Source organism: Bacterioplanoides sp. SCSIO 12839 (genome assembly GCF_024397975.1).
In the GTDB taxonomy this organism is placed as follows: domain Bacteria; phylum Pseudomonadota; class Gammaproteobacteria; order Pseudomonadales; family Oceanobacteraceae; genus Bacterioplanoides.
The window spans coordinates 1,135,749-1,156,096 of the sequence record NZ_CP073745.1; the positions used below are offsets into that span (position 1 = coordinate 1,135,749).

17 protein-coding genes and 1 riboswitch are annotated in these 20,348 nt (G+C 47.3%); of the genes, 7 read left to right on the forward strand and 10 right to left on the reverse strand.

Translation table 11 applies throughout. The annotated features are described in order from the left end of the window. The 4 genes from moaA to KFF03_RS05320 form a co-directional block, all read right to left on the reverse strand. Entirely contained in the window at nt 1-1,044 is a 1,044-nt protein-coding gene (moaA, locus tag KFF03_RS05305; protein WP_255859461.1) for a GTP 3',8-cyclase MoaA, read from the reverse strand. Then, nucleotides 1,033-1,170: riboswitch (molybdenum cofactor riboswitch) on the reverse strand. Its footprint overlaps the gene before it by 12 nt. Nucleotides 1,171-1,431: 261 nt before the next feature. Then, on the reverse strand, nt 1,432-2,601 hold the full coding sequence (locus tag KFF03_RS05310; RefSeq protein WP_255859463.1) for a hypothetical protein: 1,170 nt from the start codon (nt 2,599-2,601) through the stop codon (nt 1,432-1,434). Nucleotides 2,602-2,847: 246 nt separating this feature from the next. Then, nucleotides 2,848-3,237, reverse strand: coding sequence for a ribonucleotide reductase subunit alpha (locus KFF03_RS05315; RefSeq protein ID WP_255859465.1), 390 nt, complete (start codon nt 3,235-3,237; stop codon nt 2,848-2,850). Between the two features lie 37 nt (nt 3,238-3,274). Next, a complete protein-coding gene (locus KFF03_RS05320; RefSeq protein WP_255859467.1) occupies nt 3,275-4,570 on the reverse strand; it encodes a nitrate/nitrite transporter in 1,296 nt (431 codons plus the stop codon). Nucleotides 4,571-4,816: 246 nt separating this feature from the next. Between KFF03_RS05320 and KFF03_RS05325 the strand changes: the two genes are divergently transcribed. Together KFF03_RS05325 and KFF03_RS05330 are read left to right on the forward strand one after the other, a co-directional pair. Beyond that, nucleotides 4,817-6,292, forward strand: a complete 1,476-nt coding sequence (locus KFF03_RS05325) for a NarK family nitrate/nitrite MFS transporter (protein WP_255859469.1) — start codon at nt 4,817-4,819, stop codon at nt 6,290-6,292. Between the two features lie 180 nt (nt 6,293-6,472). After that, complete coding sequence (locus KFF03_RS05330) at nt 6,473-8,218, forward strand: bifunctional protein-serine/threonine kinase/phosphatase (RefSeq protein ID WP_255859471.1); 1,746 nt, start codon at nt 6,473-6,475, stop codon at nt 8,216-8,218. Between the two features lie 25 nt (nt 8,219-8,243). Here the strand turns inward: KFF03_RS05330 and nrdD are convergent, their stop codons facing one another. Beyond that, complete coding sequence (gene nrdD, locus KFF03_RS05335; RefSeq protein WP_255859473.1) at nt 8,244-10,145, reverse strand: anaerobic ribonucleoside-triphosphate reductase; 1,902 nt, start codon at nt 10,143-10,145, stop codon at nt 8,244-8,246. Then, the gene (nrdG, locus tag KFF03_RS05340; protein ID WP_255859475.1) at nt 10,099-10,572 is read right to left on the reverse strand and encodes an anaerobic ribonucleoside-triphosphate reductase activating protein; all 474 of its coding nucleotides are present in this window, start codon (nt 10,570-10,572) and stop codon (nt 10,099-10,101) included. The genes nrdD and nrdG overlap by 47 nt, the downstream gene beginning before the upstream one ends. A gap of 202 nt (nt 10,573-10,774) precedes the next feature. On the opposite strand from nrdG, the gene KFF03_RS05345 reads away from it, so the two are divergent. Beyond that, complete coding sequence (locus tag KFF03_RS05345) at nt 10,775-11,149, forward strand: putative zinc-binding protein (protein WP_255859477.1); 375 nt, start codon at nt 10,775-10,777, stop codon at nt 11,147-11,149. Nucleotides 11,150-11,161: 12 nt separating this feature from the next. On the opposite strand, the gene KFF03_RS05350 is transcribed toward KFF03_RS05345, so the two are convergent. From KFF03_RS05350 to KFF03_RS05360, 3 genes are all read right to left on the reverse strand, one after another. Continuing rightward, a complete protein-coding gene (locus KFF03_RS05350; protein WP_255859478.1) occupies nt 11,162-12,001 on the reverse strand; it encodes a CsiV family protein in 840 nt (279 codons plus the stop codon). A gap of 22 nt (nt 12,002-12,023) precedes the next feature. After that, complete coding sequence (mfd, locus tag KFF03_RS05355; protein ID WP_255859480.1) at nt 12,024-15,485, reverse strand: transcription-repair coupling factor; 3,462 nt, start codon at nt 15,483-15,485, stop codon at nt 12,024-12,026. A gap of 94 nt (nt 15,486-15,579) precedes the next feature. Continuing rightward, the gene (locus KFF03_RS05360; protein ID WP_255859482.1) at nt 15,580-15,774 is read right to left on the reverse strand and encodes a hypothetical protein; all 195 of its coding nucleotides are present in this window, start codon (nt 15,772-15,774) and stop codon (nt 15,580-15,582) included. A gap of 364 nt (nt 15,775-16,138) precedes the next feature. Between KFF03_RS05360 and KFF03_RS05365 the strand changes: the two genes are divergently transcribed. Next, nucleotides 16,139-16,636: a hypothetical protein gene (locus KFF03_RS05365; RefSeq protein ID WP_255859484.1), complete on the forward strand. Its 498-nt coding sequence runs from the start codon at nt 16,139-16,141 to the stop codon at nt 16,634-16,636. A 42-nt stretch (nt 16,637-16,678) separates the two neighbouring features. Here KFF03_RS05365 and KFF03_RS05370 read toward each other — a convergent pair whose 3' ends face one another. Further along, nucleotides 16,679-17,938, reverse strand: a complete 1,260-nt coding sequence (locus KFF03_RS05370; protein ID WP_255859486.1) for a trans-acting enoyl reductase family protein — start codon at nt 17,936-17,938, stop codon at nt 16,679-16,681. Between the two features lie 166 nt (nt 17,939-18,104). Between KFF03_RS05370 and KFF03_RS05375 the strand changes: the two genes are divergently transcribed. The 3 genes from KFF03_RS05375 to arsB all read left to right on the forward strand — a co-directional run bounded on the left by KFF03_RS05375 (nt 18,105) and on the right by arsB (nt 20,196). After that, complete coding sequence (locus KFF03_RS05375) at nt 18,105-18,449, forward strand: metalloregulator ArsR/SmtB family transcription factor (protein WP_255859488.1); 345 nt, start codon at nt 18,105-18,107, stop codon at nt 18,447-18,449. Between the two features lie 231 nt (nt 18,450-18,680). Beyond that, on the forward strand, nt 18,681-19,172 hold the full coding sequence (locus tag KFF03_RS05380) for an arsenate reductase ArsC (RefSeq protein ID WP_255859490.1): 492 nt from the start codon (nt 18,681-18,683) through the stop codon (nt 19,170-19,172). A gap of 4 nt (nt 19,173-19,176) precedes the next feature. Further along, the gene (gene arsB, locus KFF03_RS05385) at nt 19,177-20,196 is read left to right on the forward strand and encodes an ACR3 family arsenite efflux transporter (protein WP_255859492.1); all 1,020 of its coding nucleotides are present in this window, start codon (nt 19,177-19,179) and stop codon (nt 20,194-20,196) included. Nucleotides 20,197-20,348 lie beyond the last annotated feature (152 nt).

The following is a 20,348-nucleotide window of genomic DNA, read 5'->3' on the forward strand; positions in this document are numbered from 1 at the left end:
TCAGCCTCCCAGCATGGCCAGGTGGCGGGTAGAGCCAGAATACCCCTGTTGCAGATAATGGCTGGCTTTTTTATCCAGCAGTTGTTGCTGAATTTCATGTGCGATGTCAGCCTGGTGGTTATTACGGATCAGGCTGCGTAAATCGTAGCCACCGTCACCAAACAAGCAGGTATGTAATTTACCGGAAGACGAAATGCGCAAACGGTTACAGCTGTCACAGAAGTCTTTGCTGTACGGCATAATCAGGCCCATGGAACCGAGGTAATCCGGATGCTCAAATTCCTGCGCAGGCCCGGCCAGTGGCCCTTTCTTTTTTAATTGCCAGCCCTGAGCTAACAACCGTTGTTTAATTGTTTCACCACTGACGTGGTTTTGTCGAAAATAGTCACCGTTATCACCGGTTTGCATCAATTCAATAAAGCGCAGGCTGATGGGCATATGTTGCAGCCAGTGCAGAAAGGTATCGAACTCTTGCAGGTTATAAGACTTTAATAACACCGCATTTACCTTGATGCGTTTAAATCCCAGGCAAATCGCTTTGTCTAAACCACGCAGAATGTCTTTTAAACGATTGTGGCCGGTGATGGTTTGAAATACCCGTGGATCAAGGCTGTCGATACTTAGGTTTAAGCCATCCAGCCCGGCATCAAACCAGGATTCAACCTTGTCTTCCAGTTTATAGCCGTTGGTGGTTAATGCGACGTCTTCAATACCAGGCGTGGATTTCACCACACGAATAATATCCGTCAGGTCTTTACGGATAACCGGTTCTCCACCGGTGATGCGAATTTTACGGGTGCCATGTTGAGCAAACACCTGAGCCAGTGTCTGGATTTCTTCCAGAGTAAGGTTGTCATATTGTTCGTCACACTGATAACCCTCTGGCAGGCAATAATTACAGCGGTAATTACACACATCGGTAATCGACAGGCGCAGATAACTGAACTGGCGCTGAAAGCCATCGTGGAACTTATTTCCCGACACTTGTGTGTTGGTGATGTGATTGCTGCTGGCTTCACCCAGTGCATAATCAGAACTTTTCATGGAACACCTTTCCAAACCCGGGAGGCCAGGCGGTTTCCCGGCTGACCCATCGGCTTAGTTTCCATTTTCCTGAGCACCTCAGGCGAGTAGGACGTTAGGAAAAAAAGCTCGGCGTTTACTGTGTTTTTTAACGTAGATTCGTCTTTCTATTGTAGGGAAGGCGGTTGCCAGTCCAATTGCTGAGAGGGGGTAAAACGGCTACCTCTAACGGGGTAGTTTTGATTTATGTCAGTCTTCTGGAAGCAATCCGGAAAATAAAAAAAGGACCGGAGACAATTCCGGCCCAAACCCTCAAAGGTGAGAGGTGCTGAGGAAGGTTTCAGCATACAATCAGATCCTGTAATCGGAGGCTCCCGCCTGAAATTACAGGGAGTTTCTGATGGGAGATCAGAACTTGGCGGTGGCTGTTAACCAGATTTTAGTGGTATCTGGTCTGCCGGAATCGTCGCTGGCATCGTATTGTGAGGCTTTTAAACTAAGGCCATAGTTATCCAGTTTTTTCGCAACTACAAAACCGTATTCTGAGCCCAGATCATCGCCGCTGTCGTCACCAGAAAAATCATGGTACTGGCCAACCAGTTTTAACCCGGCAACGTTGGCTACAACGTTCAGGTAGGTATCCTGAAGGCCGTCATTGCCGGCGCCACCAAGAAAGATATCGGTCCAGCCATTAAACTTGTGATTGGTACCCAGTGGTGTTGCAAATGCGGCGTCGCCATCGTCACTGGCTAATAATTCCTGCCCCAGTTTAACCGTGACACCGTTAATTTTTACCCCGGCAGCGAGGTTGTAATAGTAGGTGTCGTAATCATTGTCGCCGTTGTCACGGTTCTGGCTGGCGTATTCTACTTCGTACAATGCCATGTTCAACGCGCCGCTGGCACGTGCGCCGTAGGTTTCAAAATCATCGTTGCCAATATTATTCAGCAGGTAAGCGTAACCACTCAGGCTGAGGCTGTCGTCGAGTTTGTAGTTAATATTGGCAAGAATATTATCTTCCAGCGTATCCGCACCGGTGATGGTGTGACGATTGTTAATTGCAGCGAGGAATATTTTGGTATTCGCCAGCGAGGTATTAGTAACGGTGATGGCATCAAACGTTGCTTCGTTCTGGCGGAAGCCAACACTACCAATGTGACGCTGGTTATCCAGGTTAATACGCTGGTTACCAACTTTTACCGTGGTATCTGTGTATTTGTATTGCAGATAAAACTGGTTGGCATCGGTATATTCCGGATCGGCAATAACACGTTCATCGGTTTTGCCATTGGTCAGGTCGTTGTAATCAACGTCGGTCAGGGCGGCAACACTGTCTACTTCAGCAAGGATGCTGAAACCGGATAATTCGGCAGATTGATAGGTCAATCGCGTGCGTACGGTATTAGCCGTTGCGGTTTTATTGGTAGCAACGTCCTGATCAACATTTTCGTTACGGTAACGCAGGCTGATATTGGTTGTTCCCGATTTTATTGCATCGGTTAATGCGTCTGCCTGAACGGACGGAACAGCTGCGAATGAAGACGATAAAATCACGGATGCCAGAATGCTTTTTTTCATTACAATTGCCTTCTATGGGTTAACTGGTTGGCAACAAGACTAAGACGGAAGTTGAATAAAAATTTGACTGAAATCAAGGAACGATAACAGCTACTAATTCAGGGGTAGTAGACAAGCGACAGCAATAAACCTAAGTGATAAAGATTTTAATAATTAACGATTCTGGGAGGTAAATACGGGGAGATTTCAGCTGAATACCTCCCCATTTAAAAGCAGGGAGGTTACGTGTGTCGAATTTATAGGGTATTAGAACGGAGCGATCTCGATGGGTTGCTCATCACGATTAATGACCACGTAACGGCTTAAATCCTGACCATTGGCTAAATCGTTTGTCATTTTATTCAGATAAGGTTCTGCATCGTTGCTGCTTGGTGCTTTGCCATCAGCCCCACTTAACCCGGCAATAAACATAAACTCCCAATCTTTGCTCACACTATCGGCTTCTTTTTTCAGGCTGGCAAAATCACTTAACTCTTCAGGCAATTTATCAACACACATTACAGGACTGATGCTGCCGCGCTGGTGCTTTTTGATTTTGCCTTTGGTGTCATCTGTCTGGGCAAATAAAAACAGCAGGCGTTGTGGCTCTGGCTGCTTTTTGGTCATCTCTAATAAGTCGTTAAATACTGATTTCATAGGAATACCTCCATACGGAATTAAATTCCGGCTGTTACTACTTAATTAAATTACTTTTTCGTACCTGAAGCAGAAAGTCGTTGTTCAATGCGTCTGCCATCCGGTGTTTGTACTTTTCGGACTTCATTGCAAAATACATCACAATCATGCAGGCGGCACATAGCCCGTACAGCAACATAAAGCAGGCGGTATGTACGCCGCCAATGTCGATTGCCAGGCCAAAAAGAATGGGTAGAGTAAAACCCCCCATTGCGCCGATCATGGCAACAGCACCGCCAACGCTGCCCATTTGATAGGGGTAATAATCGTTAATGATTTTATAAACGGATGCCCGACCAAAGCCCTGAGCCAAACCAACGACCAGAATCAGCAGGTTGAAAAACCACAGATTGATCTGAAACGATACCGGTACATCTTTCTCAACACCGTGAATAACCATGGTGGTGGGTGGGTAGCTGAGGAAAAACAGGCAGACAATGCAAATCCAGAACACACTCCAGTTCACGCTGCGGCCGCCGTATTGATCAGCGTACCAGCCACCAATCGCACGGATTAAACTGGAGGTTGTTGCAAATACCAGTGTCCAGGCCATTGCCTCGGATAAAGAGAGTTGATAAACGTCGATATAATATTGTGGTAACCACAACAACAACGCCAGAAAAGAGCCGAACACAAAATAATAATACAGGCCCAATATCCAGACATTGGCGGATTTGAGTGGTTTCAGATGTTCTGAAATGGGAACCTGGCTGTGGTGCTGCTGTAGCGACGGTGCACTTTTTTCAGTGGATGGAGCTAACCAGATAAACAATAAGATCATAAAAATGGTGCCGAGAGAAAATACCGGGCCAACCATTTCCAGGCCCAGGTGCTCGATAACCAGTGGTGTTAATAACAGTGTGATTGCTGCACCGGAGTTGCCAGCACCGAAGATTCCCATGGCCGTACCCAGTTGTTTGCTTTCAAACCAGGTCGATACGTAACTGATACCTATCGTGAAGGATGCGCCAGATACGCCTAATAACAGGCCGGTAATGATGTAGTCCTGAAAGCTGTGGATATGATTCAGCATCATCAGCGGTGGAATCAAACAAGCCATTTGAATGACAAACAGTTTTTTAGGCGAAAAATACTGACATAAAATTCCCGCGGGCAGGCGCAGCAAAGCACCGGTAATAATCGGTGAGCTGACCAATAGCCCATACTGGGTGCTGTTGATATCCAGGGTGGGTGCCAGGTGAACTCCAAGCACTGCAAATAATGTCCAGACCGAGAAGTTTGCTGCAAAAGCCAGGGTTGCCATTATCAGTGCTTGTTTTGCGTTAGCCGTCATTACGCCCCCCGGTTGCTGTGAAAATAAAACTGGATCTGGTCGGGAATACCCACCATTAAAAAGTTATTTATATTAATTCAATAACCTGCCTGCAGTGGAATACCCCCTTGGGGGTAGCTGTTTTTGCTGAGACAAGGCACAAGGAGTAGATGATTTTTTTGCTTGATTCATGTCAAGCACACCATGGTCTCACGGGCGTTAACTAGGCTCTGAAAATTTCTCGAGATCATAGTGTGAGGACTAATTATGAGTGAGAACACCAGTCTGAATGTTTTAAGATTCAGCGACCCCAAAATCAAAACCTTGCATATCACCTGGTTTGCTTTCTTCTTAACCTTTGTACTCTGGTTCAGCCATGCGCCGTTAATGGCGTTTATCAAAGAAGCGTTTGACCTGAGCAGTCAGCAGGTTAAGGCTCTGTTAATTTTAAACGTCGCTCTGACGATTCCCGCACGTATCGTGATTGGTATTCTGGTGGATAAATACGGTCCTCGGATTGTGTATTCCTGTTTATTGATGATCTCTTCGGTGATCAGCTTTGGATTTGCGTTGGCAGATACTTATGAACAGCTGGCGTTATTCCGCTTCCTGTTAGGCTTTGTGGGTGCGGGTTTTGTCATTGGTATCCGCATGGTGGGCGAATGGTTCCCGGCGAAACAAGTCGGTGTTGCTGAAGGCATCTACGGTGGTTGGGGTAATTTTGGTTCTGCTGCCGGTGCGATGACGTTACCAACCATTGCGTTGTTATACGGTGGTGATGACGGCTGGCGTTATGCATTAATGAGCATTGGTGTGATTGCTGGTGTTTATGGTGCGATTTATTACAGACTCGCTCGTAATACTCCTAAAGGTTCGACTTACTTTAAGCCGAAAAAATCCGGTGGTTTAGAAGTAACCAGTATGAAAGACCTGTACTTCTACCTGCTGATGAACGTTCCTATGTATGTTGCTCTGGGTGTACTGGCGTGGAAACTGTCGCCATCGGGTGTCAGCCTGTTTGACACCAGCACTATGTATATTCTGTGGGGCGTACTGGTCGCGCTGTTTGCAGTACAAACCCGTTCGATCTGGCACGTTAATCATGAACACTTAAAAGCGGGTGTGCCTGAGTCGGATAAATACAACTTTAAGCAGGTTGCGATTCTGGATTTATCTTATTTCGTGACTTTTGGCTCTGAGCTGGCGGTGGTTTCGATGCTGCCATTGTTCTTCCTGGAAACCTTCGACGGTCTGGACCCGGTTAAAGCCGGTTTATTAGCGTCAGGTTTCGCCTTTATGAATCTGGTGGCGCGTCCAACCGGTGGTTGGTTCTCTGATAATTTTGGTCGTCGTAAATCGCTGATGTTCCTGATTGGTGGTTTGGCCATTGGTTATCTGGTGCTGTCACAAATTAACAGCGAATGGTGGATCCCGGCGGCAGTTATCGCCACCATGTGCTGTAGCTTCTTTGTGCAGGCCGGTGAAGGTGCGGTATTTGCCATCGTGCCTCTGGTGAAACGTCGTATGACGGGTCAGATTGCTGGTATGGCAGGTGCTTACGGTAATGTGGGTGCGGTAACGTTCCTGACGGTATTAAGCTTTGTTGATTACAGCACCTTCTTCCTGGTTATTGCTGGCGCTGCAGGCGTGATTTTCTTCGCAGCCATGTTCCTGGATGAACCAAAAGGGCAGATGACAGAGGTTGCCGAAGACGGCACTGTGCATGTAATTGATATTGGTTAATTAATCATTTTAGAAGTTGAAAAAATCAGTAAAGCGATTGTTTTTCAAAGCAGCAACAGGACGTTGCGATAGGATCGCCAGCACAGGGATGTGCTGTCCGATCCGGCGGCTGAAAAATAATGCTTTGCTGATTTTTCGGTTTCAGAAGATTAATCAATGTTTCAGGTCGAGGGGCTCAATATGGAAAAAACCATGGAAAACACCAGCCATAATCTTGAAGTTAATTGTGGTGCTGCAACCGATAAAGGGGTAAAGCCCCTGAATGAAGATGCCGTAGGTTTATGTGTTCCCGATAATGACCATCAACTGAAACACAAAGGTGTGTGTTTATTAGTGGCCGATGGTGTCAGTACCGCGGAAGCTGGCCAGGAAGCCAGTGAAAGTACGGTTAATAACTTTATTGAAGATTATTACAACACTCCGGATACCTGGAGTGTTGGCTACAGTGCAGAAAACATCGTTTCTGCCATTAATCTCCGCTTGTTTCGCAAAAGCCTGAAATACAAAGTCGAAGGCAAAGGCTTTTTATGTACCTTATGTGCGGTGGTGATTAAGTCGCGCACGGCTCATGTGTTTCATGTGGGTGATAGCCGGGTCTATCTGCTGCGCAACGGCGAACTTAAGCAGTTGACTGAAGACCACTCTGTTACCCTGAGAAAAGGCGAAGAATTTTTATCCCGGGCGGTGGGCATGGATAGCCAGCTGCATCTGGAATATAACCAGTTTCCGCTGGAAGAGAATGACATTCTGCTTTGTTCCAGCGATGGCCTGCACAGTTTTATGGATGACAACGAGCTGGTCAGCCTGCTGTCCCAGCCAGGAGGAGCCTCGACACGGGCGGCGAATCTGGTGAAAAAAGCGCTGGAAAACGGCAGTGATGACAATATCAGTGCAACGGTAGGGGTGATTAATACACTGGATGAAGAAAACATCGATGATTACAACGCCCGGCTGACCCGATTACCATTCCCACCGGCGTTAGAGCCGGGTATGAAGCTGGATGGCTTTGAAGTGCTGGGTGAAATTTATGCCAGTAGCCGCAGCCAGTTATATAAGGTACGCGACTCAGAATCCGGTGAGGTGATGGTGATGAAAACGCCATCGCTGAACTACGACGGTGATAATCATTATATCGACCGCTTTATTCAGGAAGAGTGGGTGGGGAAACGTATTTCCAGCCCGTATCTGGTGGAAGTAAAACAGATTCAACGGGAAAAAAAGTTTCTGTATTACCTGCTGGAGCTGGTAGAAGGAGTGACGCTGGAAAAGTGGATTGCCGATCATCCCCAGCCAGATCCGGCGATTGCCATTAATATTGTTGAACAAATCGCTCTTGGGCTATCTGCGTTACATCGCAACGATACCGTGCATCAGGATCTGCGCCCGGCCAATATTATGATTAATGGCGATAACCAGATAAAAATTGTCGATTTTGGTTCGGTGTATGTAGCGAGTCTGGCGGAGGTGTTTACTCCGATTCGTCACGAGGGTGTTTTAGGCACCGCCAGTTATGCCGATCCTAATTATTTGTTAGGAAAGAACAGTGCGACCCAGGGCGATTTATACGCGTTGGCGACCATTACTTATGAGCTATTTACCAGCCAACTGCCGTATGGTGAAGGCGTGGAAGAATGTCGCACCGCGGTGGATTATGACCGGCTGCGTTATCACAGTGCCACACAATATAACCACATTATCCCGGTGTGGTTTGATCGTGCTTTGGAAAAAGGTGTGAAACTTGACCTGGAAGCACGTTATTTATCCATTGCAGACTTTATTCGGGATCTGAAGAATCCTAATGCCGATTTTCTGCGCGATGACCCCAAAATTGAAATGACCAAAAGCCCGCTCTTATTCTGGCAGGCCATGTCAGCCTTCTGGATTCTGATGTTATTGCTGATGGTGGTGCTGTTCTCGGCCGATTAATAACAGCCGGGAACAGCTTCCCGGACTAAAGTACAGCCTGTTCAGCGGATTGCCGCTTATAAAAACGAATATCGTGCTCCTGTTGTCGTGCCTGGCTAAAGGCCGATACCCGCTTAAGATAACCAATCACCCGGGTGGCATGGTCGACATTGTCACTGCCGCAGTGGCTACAGCAATATCGTGTACGCTTGTCGATGTGATCACAGTCATTGCAAACCGTGATACGGACATTAATGCAGAAATACTGGCAACCGGTTTGTGCCGCGACTTTATATAACTGACGATATTGTTTGGCGGATAAGGCTTCGTCCAGATTGAGGTGCAGTGCTGAACCACCATCGAGATATTCGACCATATCACCACCGTGCAGCATAAATTTATCGAGTGGATTACAGCTGCTATCCTCTACCAGATAAAAATACGAGTTGTAGCAATCCCGGTTAACCTGATAGCCGTCTTTTTTGTCCCATTTCGCATTTTTAACCCCAAGGTTTTCGGCGGGTACAAATTCGGTATTAAATAATACTCCGGTTTCTTTTTTGGCTTTCTGGTTTGCCTGATAAATCACCTGTAAGCGTTGGCGTACAAAGGCTTTATATTCCGGGTTATTACCAACCACGACCCCCTGACTCTCCGCGGCTTCTGCCATGCCGTTGATACCAATGGTTAAAAACTGCTTACTCAGATCAATCAGGCCATTGTCATACACCGGCAGCATGCCGTGATCGCGGTAGTCTTCCATTAGCATGCGATAAGCCAGCTGGTATTGATGAATTTTTTCTACTTCGCTGTTTAAATCACGGCCATCCTGCTCTAAACGGTTCATATTCAGGGTGATCACATTAATAGAGCCAGTGCTGACGCCGCCGGCACCTAAGGTGTAAGAAAAGGTATTGTCAGTAATCTCATTGCGCAAACGACAGCAGGACGCCAGCGAATCAGGATTATCGGACAGGTAGCTGAAGAAGGAGTTTCCTTGTGCTAGCTGTTCAGAGCAGAACTGAGCAAACTCAGGATCTTTGCAGTCACCGTTATCCGTTAACATGGCTGCGGTAACAACCGGGAACGTGAGAATGGCTTTTTTACGCTCTTCATTAAACCAGTTCATAAAGAAACGCTGCAGTTTTTCAACCCGCGGCCAATCCGGCCTTTGCAGTTCTCCTTGTTCGTTTTCATGGGGAAACACAAAGTCGGCAAACATGGAGTCAAAATAATACTGATCATAAATTGAGATATTCCAGAATACACTTTGATAACCCCGGGCCGCTGCGGGCTGATTTAACGCGTACACCACATGTTGCAGATGATTGGCAATACATTCGGTGTTAGTTTCCAGATACTCATCACCATAATCACGCGCGGCAAAATGATCGAAATAAGTGAGGAATTCGACGGTGGCGATGGCTCCGGCAAATTGGGCACTGACGGCAAATACCAGATTAACAAATGAACCACAAAACGATTCCAGGTGTTGAGGTGCTTTGGATTCTCCACCCAGCTTGGTTAAGCCATGTAATAAAAACGGATACATGGTGATAGAAGCGCAGTAGGGTTTTAAACTGGTTTCGTCGTGGATATAAATTTCGTGGTCATTGATCTGGCGTTCATACTCTGTGGCCAGTTGTGCACCGTATAGCTGCGTGATTTTCTCTTTTACTTTCGCGCGGTTTACCTGAATCACCGCGTCTTTCATTAATTCTGCTTCGAGTGTGGCAATGTTTTTATGGGTAACGTTGGCATTGGCATCAAACTTCGATCCCTGGGCCGCATTACTGGCGTGCACATAGTCATCGATAAACTGCAGTTTTTCCTGAACCTGATGTGGGGTAAGGCGCAACATGGCGGATCTCCTTGGGGTTTTAATGGCTGTGATGTTGAAATTAATCGGTCTGCTGAAACAAATAGGTAAGGTCAGCGCTGATTTCACCGTTGTGTAACTGGTAATAACGCTGATTGGTTTGTGGATGATCTAACCCACCGCGAATGCTGACCCAGGGGCCCAGTTTGACGAAATCCAGATAAGGGCGCAGATGGTGGGAAATATGATTTAAGCCGGAATACAGGCAGGTTTTCATCCGATAACGTCGGGCAATTTTTAATTTCTGTTGCAGATTAAACACCGCCCATTCACCACCCATAAACACCACTGCGGTAATCAGCCCCTGATAGCTATTAAGCCAGGTTTCGAAGGTTTGGTCTGATAATGGTTTGCCATTGCTGGCGCACCAGAGTTCCGGGCTATGGCAACCGTCACAGGCAAGTGGGCAGCCATAACAAGTAAACGCCAGTGCAATCTCTCCGGGGCATTCCTGGAAAACCACATAAGGAGTCCCTGTTCTTAACTCTGATTTCATTTTTATTTCTATATGTTGTGTTGTTTTGCTCTTGTTGGTCTACATATAGTGTTTCCTGAATCGAAACTAAGTGAAAGGCAGGTGAGGAGGTATTGCGAAGGAGGAAAGGCGGTAGCTCTTCAGAGGTAAAGTCGTCAGGGAAGTGATGTGTTATTAATTTAAAAGAGACATTGTCAAATAATTAGCTGAGGCAGAAGTAACGATGGCCGACCCGCAAGCGACTGAAAAACCCCTGGTGTATTCTTGTTCCGGATGTTCCAACATTGCACAGTTAGCCAATCAGTTGGCGATCGATCTTGATCGTGAGCAGCTGGCTGAGATGTCCTGTATTGCAGGTATCGGTGGTGGTGTTGAACCGCTGGTTAAAAAAGCTCGCAGCGGCCGCCGTATTATTGCGCTGGACGGCTGCCAGTTACACTGTGTTAAAAACTGTCTGAAACAGCGTTGTCTGCAAGCAGATCTGCATTACACCCTGAGTGAGTTTGGCATTCGCAAACGCTACCATATGGATTTTGACAAGAAAGATCTGGCAATCGTTAAACAACACCTGATGGAGGATTTAACCCGGGCAGATTGACTGAAATCCGTATTAGTTTTTACCTTCTTCCGTTGGCGCAACGTCTTCTTCCGTCTCAACCGGAATAACTTTCACCACCACGCCCAACATTGGGTGATCCACATAATGCAGCTCGTTACTACGCATCCGGCGGCTTTGCTGGATATGCGCTGAGCGAATCGGTACAACCTGTTGTTCACTTAAAGACAGCTGTTCTTGTGCGTATAAATCTGCGCGATAATCAGCCGTTTCTGACTGCGACGACGGTAAACTTAAATTCGCCAGTTCTGGTGTTTCTTCCAGCTGATAATGTTGCATTTTCAGGTCGGTATTAATGTGTAGATAGCGGCTGACGTGTAGTTGTAATGTACCGCGCAATTCAATGGTGAATGGACCGGATAATTCAACCTCAATCGGGTGCTGAATGGCATTTTTCTCGTCCTGAATGGGTTCAATCCAGGCTTGATGCCAGATCACTTCCATATCATTGCGACGATTAATTTTTGCGGCTTTATCTGCAAATAATTTGTGCTCCAACGGAGTTAATGCCGTTGGCAAACTGGCAGAAGGTACCTGAGAAAAGTCGAACTCTGCTAATAACTTTTGCTCTTCAGTGCTATTGGCTTCCGCCCACCAGTTGTATTGGTTTTCTGTTTCTTCATATTGCTGATACACCTCAGCTGAAACAGGCTGAGCATCAATGGCATCGGGCCAGAGTTCGTTATCGATGGTTTCTTCATCCTGATAGGCAACCAGCATGACTTCGACACGATACCAGGGGTTTGCTTGTGCAGTAGCAGGAAGCAGGGCCGCAGATAACAGCAATAGAGAGAAGCCTGTAGCGGTACGGCGTAAAGAGGAAAACAAACTCACGCGTTCGGGTCCTTTTGTCTGTTTATTGTTGGAGTTGCGAAACGACTTGTTCGATCACGTTAAAACGTTGATCCATGCTGCGCATATTAAAGAAGAAGCGCAGTGTGTGGCCGCCTTCGAGTTTATAGCTGTTGGGTTTGGTTTGCACCAGCTTCACCAGAGTGAAAGGGTCAATCTGAGTTTCAGCGGCAAATTCGATACGACCGGCTTCGTCACTGGCATCCAGTTTGGCGATACCCAGTGGTGTTAATTTGAGCTTCAGCGCAGTCTGGCGGAACAGGTTTTTCACTGCATCCGGTAATAAACCAAAACGGTCGATCATTTCAATTTGTAAGTCTTTTAATCCCGCTTCATCACGGGCGCTGGCGATGCGTTTATACAGGGTTAAACGACCATTTACATCGGGCAGATAATCCGCCGGAATTAACGCCGGAACGTGCAGGTTCACTTCCGTGCCCTGATTCAGTACCAGATCGTCACCCGGTTGTTTGCCGGACTTAATCGCGTTAACCGCTTGCTCCAGCATTTCCATATACAGGGTGAAACCAATGGTTTCGATCTGGCCACTTTGTTCGTCGCCTAATAATTCACCGGCACCACGAATCTCCAAATCGTGGGTGGCCAGCATAAAGCCAGCGCCAAGATCTTGCGCAGAGGAAATCGCTTCCAAACGTTTCTCCGCATCTTTGGTCATGGTTTTTGGCGGCGGTGTTAATAAATAGGCATACGCCTGGTGATGCGAACGACCAACACGACCCCGCAGCTGGTGCAGCTGCGCTAAGCCGAATTTATCCGCGCGTTCGATAATCATGGTGTTGGCTGATGGAATATCGATACCGGTTTCCACAATGGTGGTACACACCAGCACGTTGGCACGTTTGTGATAGAAGTCGCCCATCACGCCTTCTAATTCACGCTCACTCATTTGGCCATGGGCAAAGGTGACCCGTGCTTCGGGAATGGCTTCGCTTAATTCACGTGCCACTTTTTCAATGCTTTTCACTTCGTTATGCAGGTAATACACCTGACCACCACGCAGGATTTCCCGCAAAATCGCTTCTTTAATGGTGGCGTCGTCGTGCTGGCGAACAAAGGTTTTCACACTTAAACGTTTAGCCGGCGGTGTGGCAATAATGGATAAATCACGAATGCTCGCCATTGCCATATTTAACGTTCGTGGAATTGGCGTGGCGGTTAACGTCAGGATATCAACGTTGGCACGCAGGGATTTTATGCGCTCTTTTTGAGTCACACCAAAGCGGTGTTCTTCATCGATAATTAATAACCCGAGCTGGTCGAACTTCACATCTTTTTGCAGCAGTTTGTGAGTACCCACAACAATATCCGTTTGGCCTTCGAGCATTTTATCCAACGAGGCCTGGGTTTCTTTGGCGGATTTAAACCGTGATAACACATCGACTTTGACCGGCCATTCGGCAAACCGGTCGGCGAAGTTCTGGTAGTGCTGTTGCGCCAGCAGGGTCGTCGGTACTAATACCGCCACCTGTTTACCGCTTTGCACGGCCATAAAGGCGGCACGCATGGCCACTTCGGTTTTACCAAAACCAACGTCACCACACACCAGGCGGTCCATTGGGCGTTTGCCGGTCATATCACCAATCACAGCTTCAATGGCTGCTTGCTGATCGGGTGTTTCTTCAAATGGGAAACCCGCGGCAAAACGGCGGTAATCATCGTCGGGCTTATCGAAAGCAAAACCTTTTTTCGCTTCACGGCGAGCGTAAATATCCAGTAGCTCAGCCGCAGTATCGCGGATTTTTTCGGCCGCTTTGCGTTTGGCTGCGGCCCATTTTTCACTGCCGAGTTTATTCAGCGGTGCGGTGCTTTCATCACCGCCGCCATAACGGGAAATTAAATGCAGCGATAAAACCGGCACGTATAATTTTGAACCGGTGGCGTATTCCAGCATTAAAAACTCGTTGGTCTGACCTCCGGCCTCTAACGTTTCCAATCCTAAATAACGGCCCACACCGTGATCCAAATGCACCACCGGCGAACCCGGTTGTAACTCGGATAAATCACGGATCATTAAATCCGCATCGGTGGTTTTTTTAGCGCGGCGACGGCGCTGCTGAATGCGTTGGCCGAATAATTCGTTTTCAGTGATGATCACCAGCTGATCTTCGGTCAGCTGAACACTGTGCTCAATCGGGCCGATAATAATACCGAGAGCATCGCTACCGGTTGCAAAGTCATCCCAACTCTCGATTTCCCGTGGACGAATTTCAATGCGGCGTAATAAATCTTTTAATGCTTCACGGCGACCGGCAGATTCTGCACAGAATAAAACCCGCTGATTACCACCCTGATCTGCCGCGTTTTCTTTCAACCACATTTCCAGGCGTTGAGAGGGTTGCTCCAAACGGGAGTCAACACTGATATCTACCATTTTTTCGGCGGCATATGCGGTGGCACCGGCACGACTGGGTAAGTCTTTATCGTGCCATTGGGCACGTGGGAACTCGTTTAAACGGCTGAATAACTGATCGGCTGCCAGGAATAAATGGCTGGGTGCCAGAATCGGGCGCTGAATATCGTAACGACGGCTTTCGTAACGTTCTTCAACGTCTTTGCGGAAATGTTCAACCGAGGCTTCTAATTCGCTGTCGTGAATCACCAGGGTATTTTTTGGCAGGTGATCAAAGAAGTTACCTAAATCGTCTTCAAAAAACAGCGGAAGATAATATTCGATACCGGCCGGCGCAATACCGTCAGCAATATCGGTATAAATCGGGCACTGTTTGCCATCTTGTTCAAAGAAGTCGTACCAGCGGCCTTTAAAGGTACGAATGGCCGTGGTGTTTAGTGGAAATTCGCGCGCGGGCAAAATACGGATGGAATCCACTTTATCGACGGTACGCTGGCTATCCGGCTCAAAGGTACGCAGGGTTTCAATTTCATCATCGAATAATTCGATACGGAACGGCATCTCCTGACCCATGGGGAAGATGTCCATAATCGAACCACGTACGGCAAACTCGCCGTGTTCATACACAGTATCCACACAATGGTAACCGGCTGCTTCCAGTTTCAGGCGGGTGGCGTCGACATCAAAATTGGCTCCGACATCTAGCGCAAAACTCTGACCCTGATAAAAGTTGGCTGGCGGTAAACGATGCAGCAGGGTGCTGATTGGCAGGATCAGAACCCCTTGTTTTAAATCGCTCAGCTGGCTCAGGGTCGCAATACGTTGGGAGACAATATCCTGGTGTGGAGAAAATACATCGTAGGGCAGGATTTCCCAATCCGGGAAGTGTAATACCGGCAGTTCGCTGGCAAAGAAGCGAATCTCTTCTTCCAGACGCAGAGCGGTGTTTGGATCACGGGTGACAACCAGAGTCAGACCTTGTTGCTGGCTCGCCGCGCTGGCAATCGCCAATGCCTGACTGGCACCGTGCAGGTCTCCCCAAAAGCGACGTTCCGCGGCTTTACTCGGGCAATCTGGGTGTAGCGGGCTGACCATGCACTGGCTCCATCAACTAAGGCGACTAAAATAGCGCGTCAGTTTAACGAATCAGGGCCGGAAAGTTGAGTGATGTGATTAACGATTCAACGTCTTACTCTGGTGGAAAGCCGCAGGATGTTGTGGGAAAGGTTGGAGAGGTCATCACTTCATCAAAACTGACCTCGATATGGCGTACTTGCGGAGAAGGCAATAGCCCCGAATAGGCGGCCAGTGATGCGCAGCACACCATCATAATAAGCCCGGCGGTGATGACCGGTGCAACCAGCTTGTGAAGTTTGTACGACATAACCAACTTCTTATGTATTTTTGTTCTGAAAACCATGAGAGTGTTAATAACCTAGCTCAACAGTCAGGAATTTAAAAGTACTCTATTTATAATTTCTGAATATGGCGCGAATGTGACGATAAATCGCCTATAACGTACTGATTTTGTTAAGTTTTGTTCGTGTGTTTCTATAAAAAGAACAAATTGATGACGAAATAATCCGTTGGTTTTCAGGCACTTTTATTTTTATGGCGCTGAGCAATTGTTCAGAAAATGATGCCTATCATCCAATTTCTGCTGTTCTTCGTTCATATTTGAGCTAATATTCAGCCTGAAATGTTTTTTGTCAGCAAAGTGCTGTTTTCAGGGAATCTGGATAATAATAATGAAATGGATAGCGATATTGTCGGCCATGCTATTGGTTGCGTGCTTTGATACCTCGGTGGGATCCCCCGCTGCCGATGTGAATTCTGAGTCTGATACTGGTTCTGCCAGCAATCCTCCCCCGGTTCTTCGTTCAGAAGTCGCTTCATTAGCGTCAGATCGTCATGAGGACAAACCGCTTGGTCAGTTTATTCCGGGTAATCGTTTCGAGCAGTGGAAAGCAGAGGCGGCCGTGAATTTTTACCGCGCCTTGTCTCGAGGTGATTTTCAACAGGCAGCGACTTACACTTCAACACCGGATTTGATCCTCACGATGGCAGATAGCACAGAAACAAACCCTGCTTTTGGCCAGTTTGAGGTGATCGATGTGGTTGATGATGGAGTTGAGTTGGAATTTTTGCTGCCTGATGAAACCACCAGAGAAATAACTGTGTTTGTCAAACAAAGTGCACAGGGTTTTCTGGTGGATTGGCCGCGAACCTTACAAGGCCAGCAATAATACTGGCCTGTATGGGAGGGAGGGGATTCCCTCAATGGAGTGTTATTTTTCGACCACTTCAAATTCTAATCCGGCGTGGTCACGTAAGCGCTGAATATAACGCTCGTCGAAGATTGAGGCGGGGGTCCAGAAACCACCTTTTTTCCCTTTTTTGCGCGTTCCGTTATGGAAGTCCAACGCCAGGCTGGCAGCTGCCTGACCTAAAATCTTAGCGGTAGAGCCGTAGCCCGGATCGCGATCGCCGGTTACCTTGGTCGTGATCGAACGACCATCGTCAGTAAAACCTTTGAAGCGAATATCGTAGAAACCGTCCAGCTGTTGTTGTGGTGTAGGCCCTTCACCTGGCTTGGGTAAGACATAATTTTCCAGTAACCAGCGAGTGGGTTTAGCAACCGCACCCAGCATAAAGGCACCTAATCCGGCAACCAGAGCCATGGCGCTCATACGGCCTTTGACACCTTTGCCCATGAGCATGGCTTCATCATAAATAAAGGATTCGCCGTAGGCTTTGTCGCGCAAGGCATTGGAGCGGTGCACCACCCGGGTATTGATGGCAGCCATAATAAATGGTGCACTCCAGGCGTTAAAATCAGCATCAAATACCGAGCTTTTGATATTGGGCTGGCGGGTTTTAAAGCCAGCATCTGCAGGGCAAATAGAAAATGGGTTGGCCAGTTCTTTACGTAACCCGGGATTAGCAATGGCTTCTTTGGTCAGGTTGATAATGCTGGCTACGGTGCCTCCAGACATGCCGCCTTTTGCCGCTTTAACCCGCATTTTGATACGTGATGCCATCTCGCCAAATTCTTGCTCAGCTTGTTGTTGCAGGAAATAAACCCCCATATCCGATGGTACAGAGTCGAATCCACAGCAATGGACAATGCGTGCGCCGGATTCCTGAGCGGTGTTTTCATACTTCGCCAGCATACGTTTAATCCACTGGGCTTCTCCGGTCAGGTCACAATAATCCACGCCATTTTCGGCACACACTTTAACCAGTGGCTCGCCATAGAGTGCATAAGGGCCAACGGTTGAAACAACTACTTTCGTTTTGGACGTCAGCTCTTGCAGCTGTGTTTCATCGGCCGCATCGGCCAGTAAAATCTGAACATCTTTGGCTTTGTCGCCCAAAATGGGCGCCAGGGTGCCGCGAACAGTTTGAAGTTTACGTTCGCTGCGCCCGGCAATAGCCCAATGCAGGTCACCATCCACACCAAAGGTTTCTGCCAGGTAACGAGTCAGAATTTCACCAACAAAGCTGCTGGCACCAAACACAATCAGATCAAACTTTTTTGCAGGCATAGCCATATCCATCAGGTTGTTTTTATTGCAATAGAGGCAAGTTAGCAGTGTTTTTGCTCATGATTAAGGGTCAATGATGCCGTTTGCCGTGATTATTGATGTTGAATATATGAAAAAGCATATATATTATTTTCCATATGTTATGGTTTGATCGTTGAGAAAAGCAGTGCAACCACAAGTTCTGTTTAAGTGTATGAGTGATGAGACGCGTCTGTCTCTGTTGTTATTGCTGCAACAGCATGGCGAATTGTGCGTGTGTGAGCTGACGGAAGCATTAGAGTTAAGCCAACCCAAGGTTTCTCGTCATTTGGCCCAGTTACGTGAATGTGAGCTGGTGGTAGGGGAAAAGCGCGGCCAGTGGGTGCATTACTCCTTACATCCCCAGTTGTGTGGTTGGGCGCAAGAGCTGATTGCACATACGCTGAAACACAATGCCAGCTTTCTTGCTGATATTAACCAACGTTTATGTAAGGTTAGTCCGCAGCGTGCGGAAGAAACTGATTGCTGTTAAAGATTAATTAATACGTTCCGCTTGGATTATTTTTCAGCCGCACACGTCGCAAGGCAGGTCACTTGACACATCCATGTGCCTCGCCCTACGGGCAGCTTAGCTGTGCAAAATTTGCATCCAGCAATTTTGTCCCTGTGCCTGCGACGCGCACGCGATATCCATATCGCTGCTTTTGAAAAACAAGCCAACCAGAACTCTTAACGTCTTCCAAATTTATCGTAAAGAGTAAAAATGAAATTATTATTTATCTGCACCCATAATCGCTGCCGTAGCATTTTGGCAGAAGCCATTACCCGACACGTGATAGAGAAAGAAAACTCCGGTTGGCAAGTCCGCAGTGCGGGCAGCCAGCCAGCAGAGGTGGTGTACCCCGGTACATTAAATTTTCTGCAGCAACAGGGAATCAGAACTGAGGGTTTGCAAAGCCAGAGCTGGGATGAATTTGAAGCCTATTTTTCTGATAGCGATGATGATCCAGTGATTGCGATTACGGTATGTGATAGCGCAGCGGGCGAAACCTGCCCGGTCTGGTTTGGCAAAGGCATCAAAGCACACTGGGGTTTGCCAGACCCTTCCAAGTTAGAAGATAAAGCAGAGCAAGCTGCACTGTTTGCAAAGGTATCTGCAACGCTGACAAAACGAATTCAGGCGTTATTAACCGCTGATATTAAAGATGATGCACAACTGCGTCAGTTATTAACCGATTTGAGCGAAGTGGGCTAATACTATGGGTATTTTTGAACGTTATTTATCTGTATGGATTGCTGCCGGTATCATCGGTGGTGTGATTGCTGGCCTGGTTGTTCCTGAATTATTTGCAGCCATTGCCGGTTATGAATTTGCACACGTTAACCTGGTTGTTGCGGTATTAATCTGGCTGATGATTTACCCAATGATGGTACAGGTGGATTTTTCAGCGATTAAAGATGTGGGTAAAAAGCCACAGGGGCTGGTACTGACACTGGTGGTTAATTGGCTGATTAAACCTTTCTCGATGGCAGCGATTGGCTGGCTATTTTTTCATGGTTTATTTGCCGATTGGGTTGACCCACAAACGGCCAGTGAATACATCGCTGGTATGATTTTATTAGGCGTTGCGCCTTGTACGGCTATGGTCTTTGTTTGGAGTCAGCTGACTAAGGGCGATGCTAACTACACCTTGGTTCAGGTGTCGGTTAACGACATTATTATGATCTTCGCTTTTGCACCCATTACCGCGTTTTTGTTGGGTGTTACCGATGTAGAAGTACCTTGGGAAACCTTGCTGTTATCCGTTGTATTGTACGTTGTGCTACCACTGGTTGCCGGTGCTATAACGCGCAAATTGTTAGAAAGCAAACATGAAGCACATGCGATTGAAAAATTTACCAGCAAGCTAAAACCCTGGTCGATCATCGGCTTAATCAGCACGGTGGTTATTCTGTTTGGTTTGCAGGCGCCGACCATTGTCGAAAAACCACAGGATATTGTGTTAATTGCCATTCCGTTGATGATTCAAACCTACGGCATTTTCTTTATTGCCTATTTTGCCGCGTTGAAAATGAAGCTGGCTCATAACATTGCAGCACCGGCTTGTATGATTGGCACCAGTAACTTTTTTGAACTGGCCGTTGCCGTCGCCATTTCTTTATTTGGTTTGCACTCTGGTGCCGCTTTGGCAACCGTGGTGGGTGTGCTGGTGGAAGTCCCGGTGATGTTATCGCTGGTATGGTTTGCTAACCGAACTCGTGGTTGGTTTGCCAGTTAAGGATTATTCAAAACTGACTAGATCAAGACGATAAGTAGCTTATTGATCTTTCAGCCGCACCCATCACAAGGCGCGTCCCTGCGCCTGTGATGGGCACGCAACATCCGTGTTGCTGCTATTGAAAGTTCAACCAAGCTGCTTATCTAATGCCG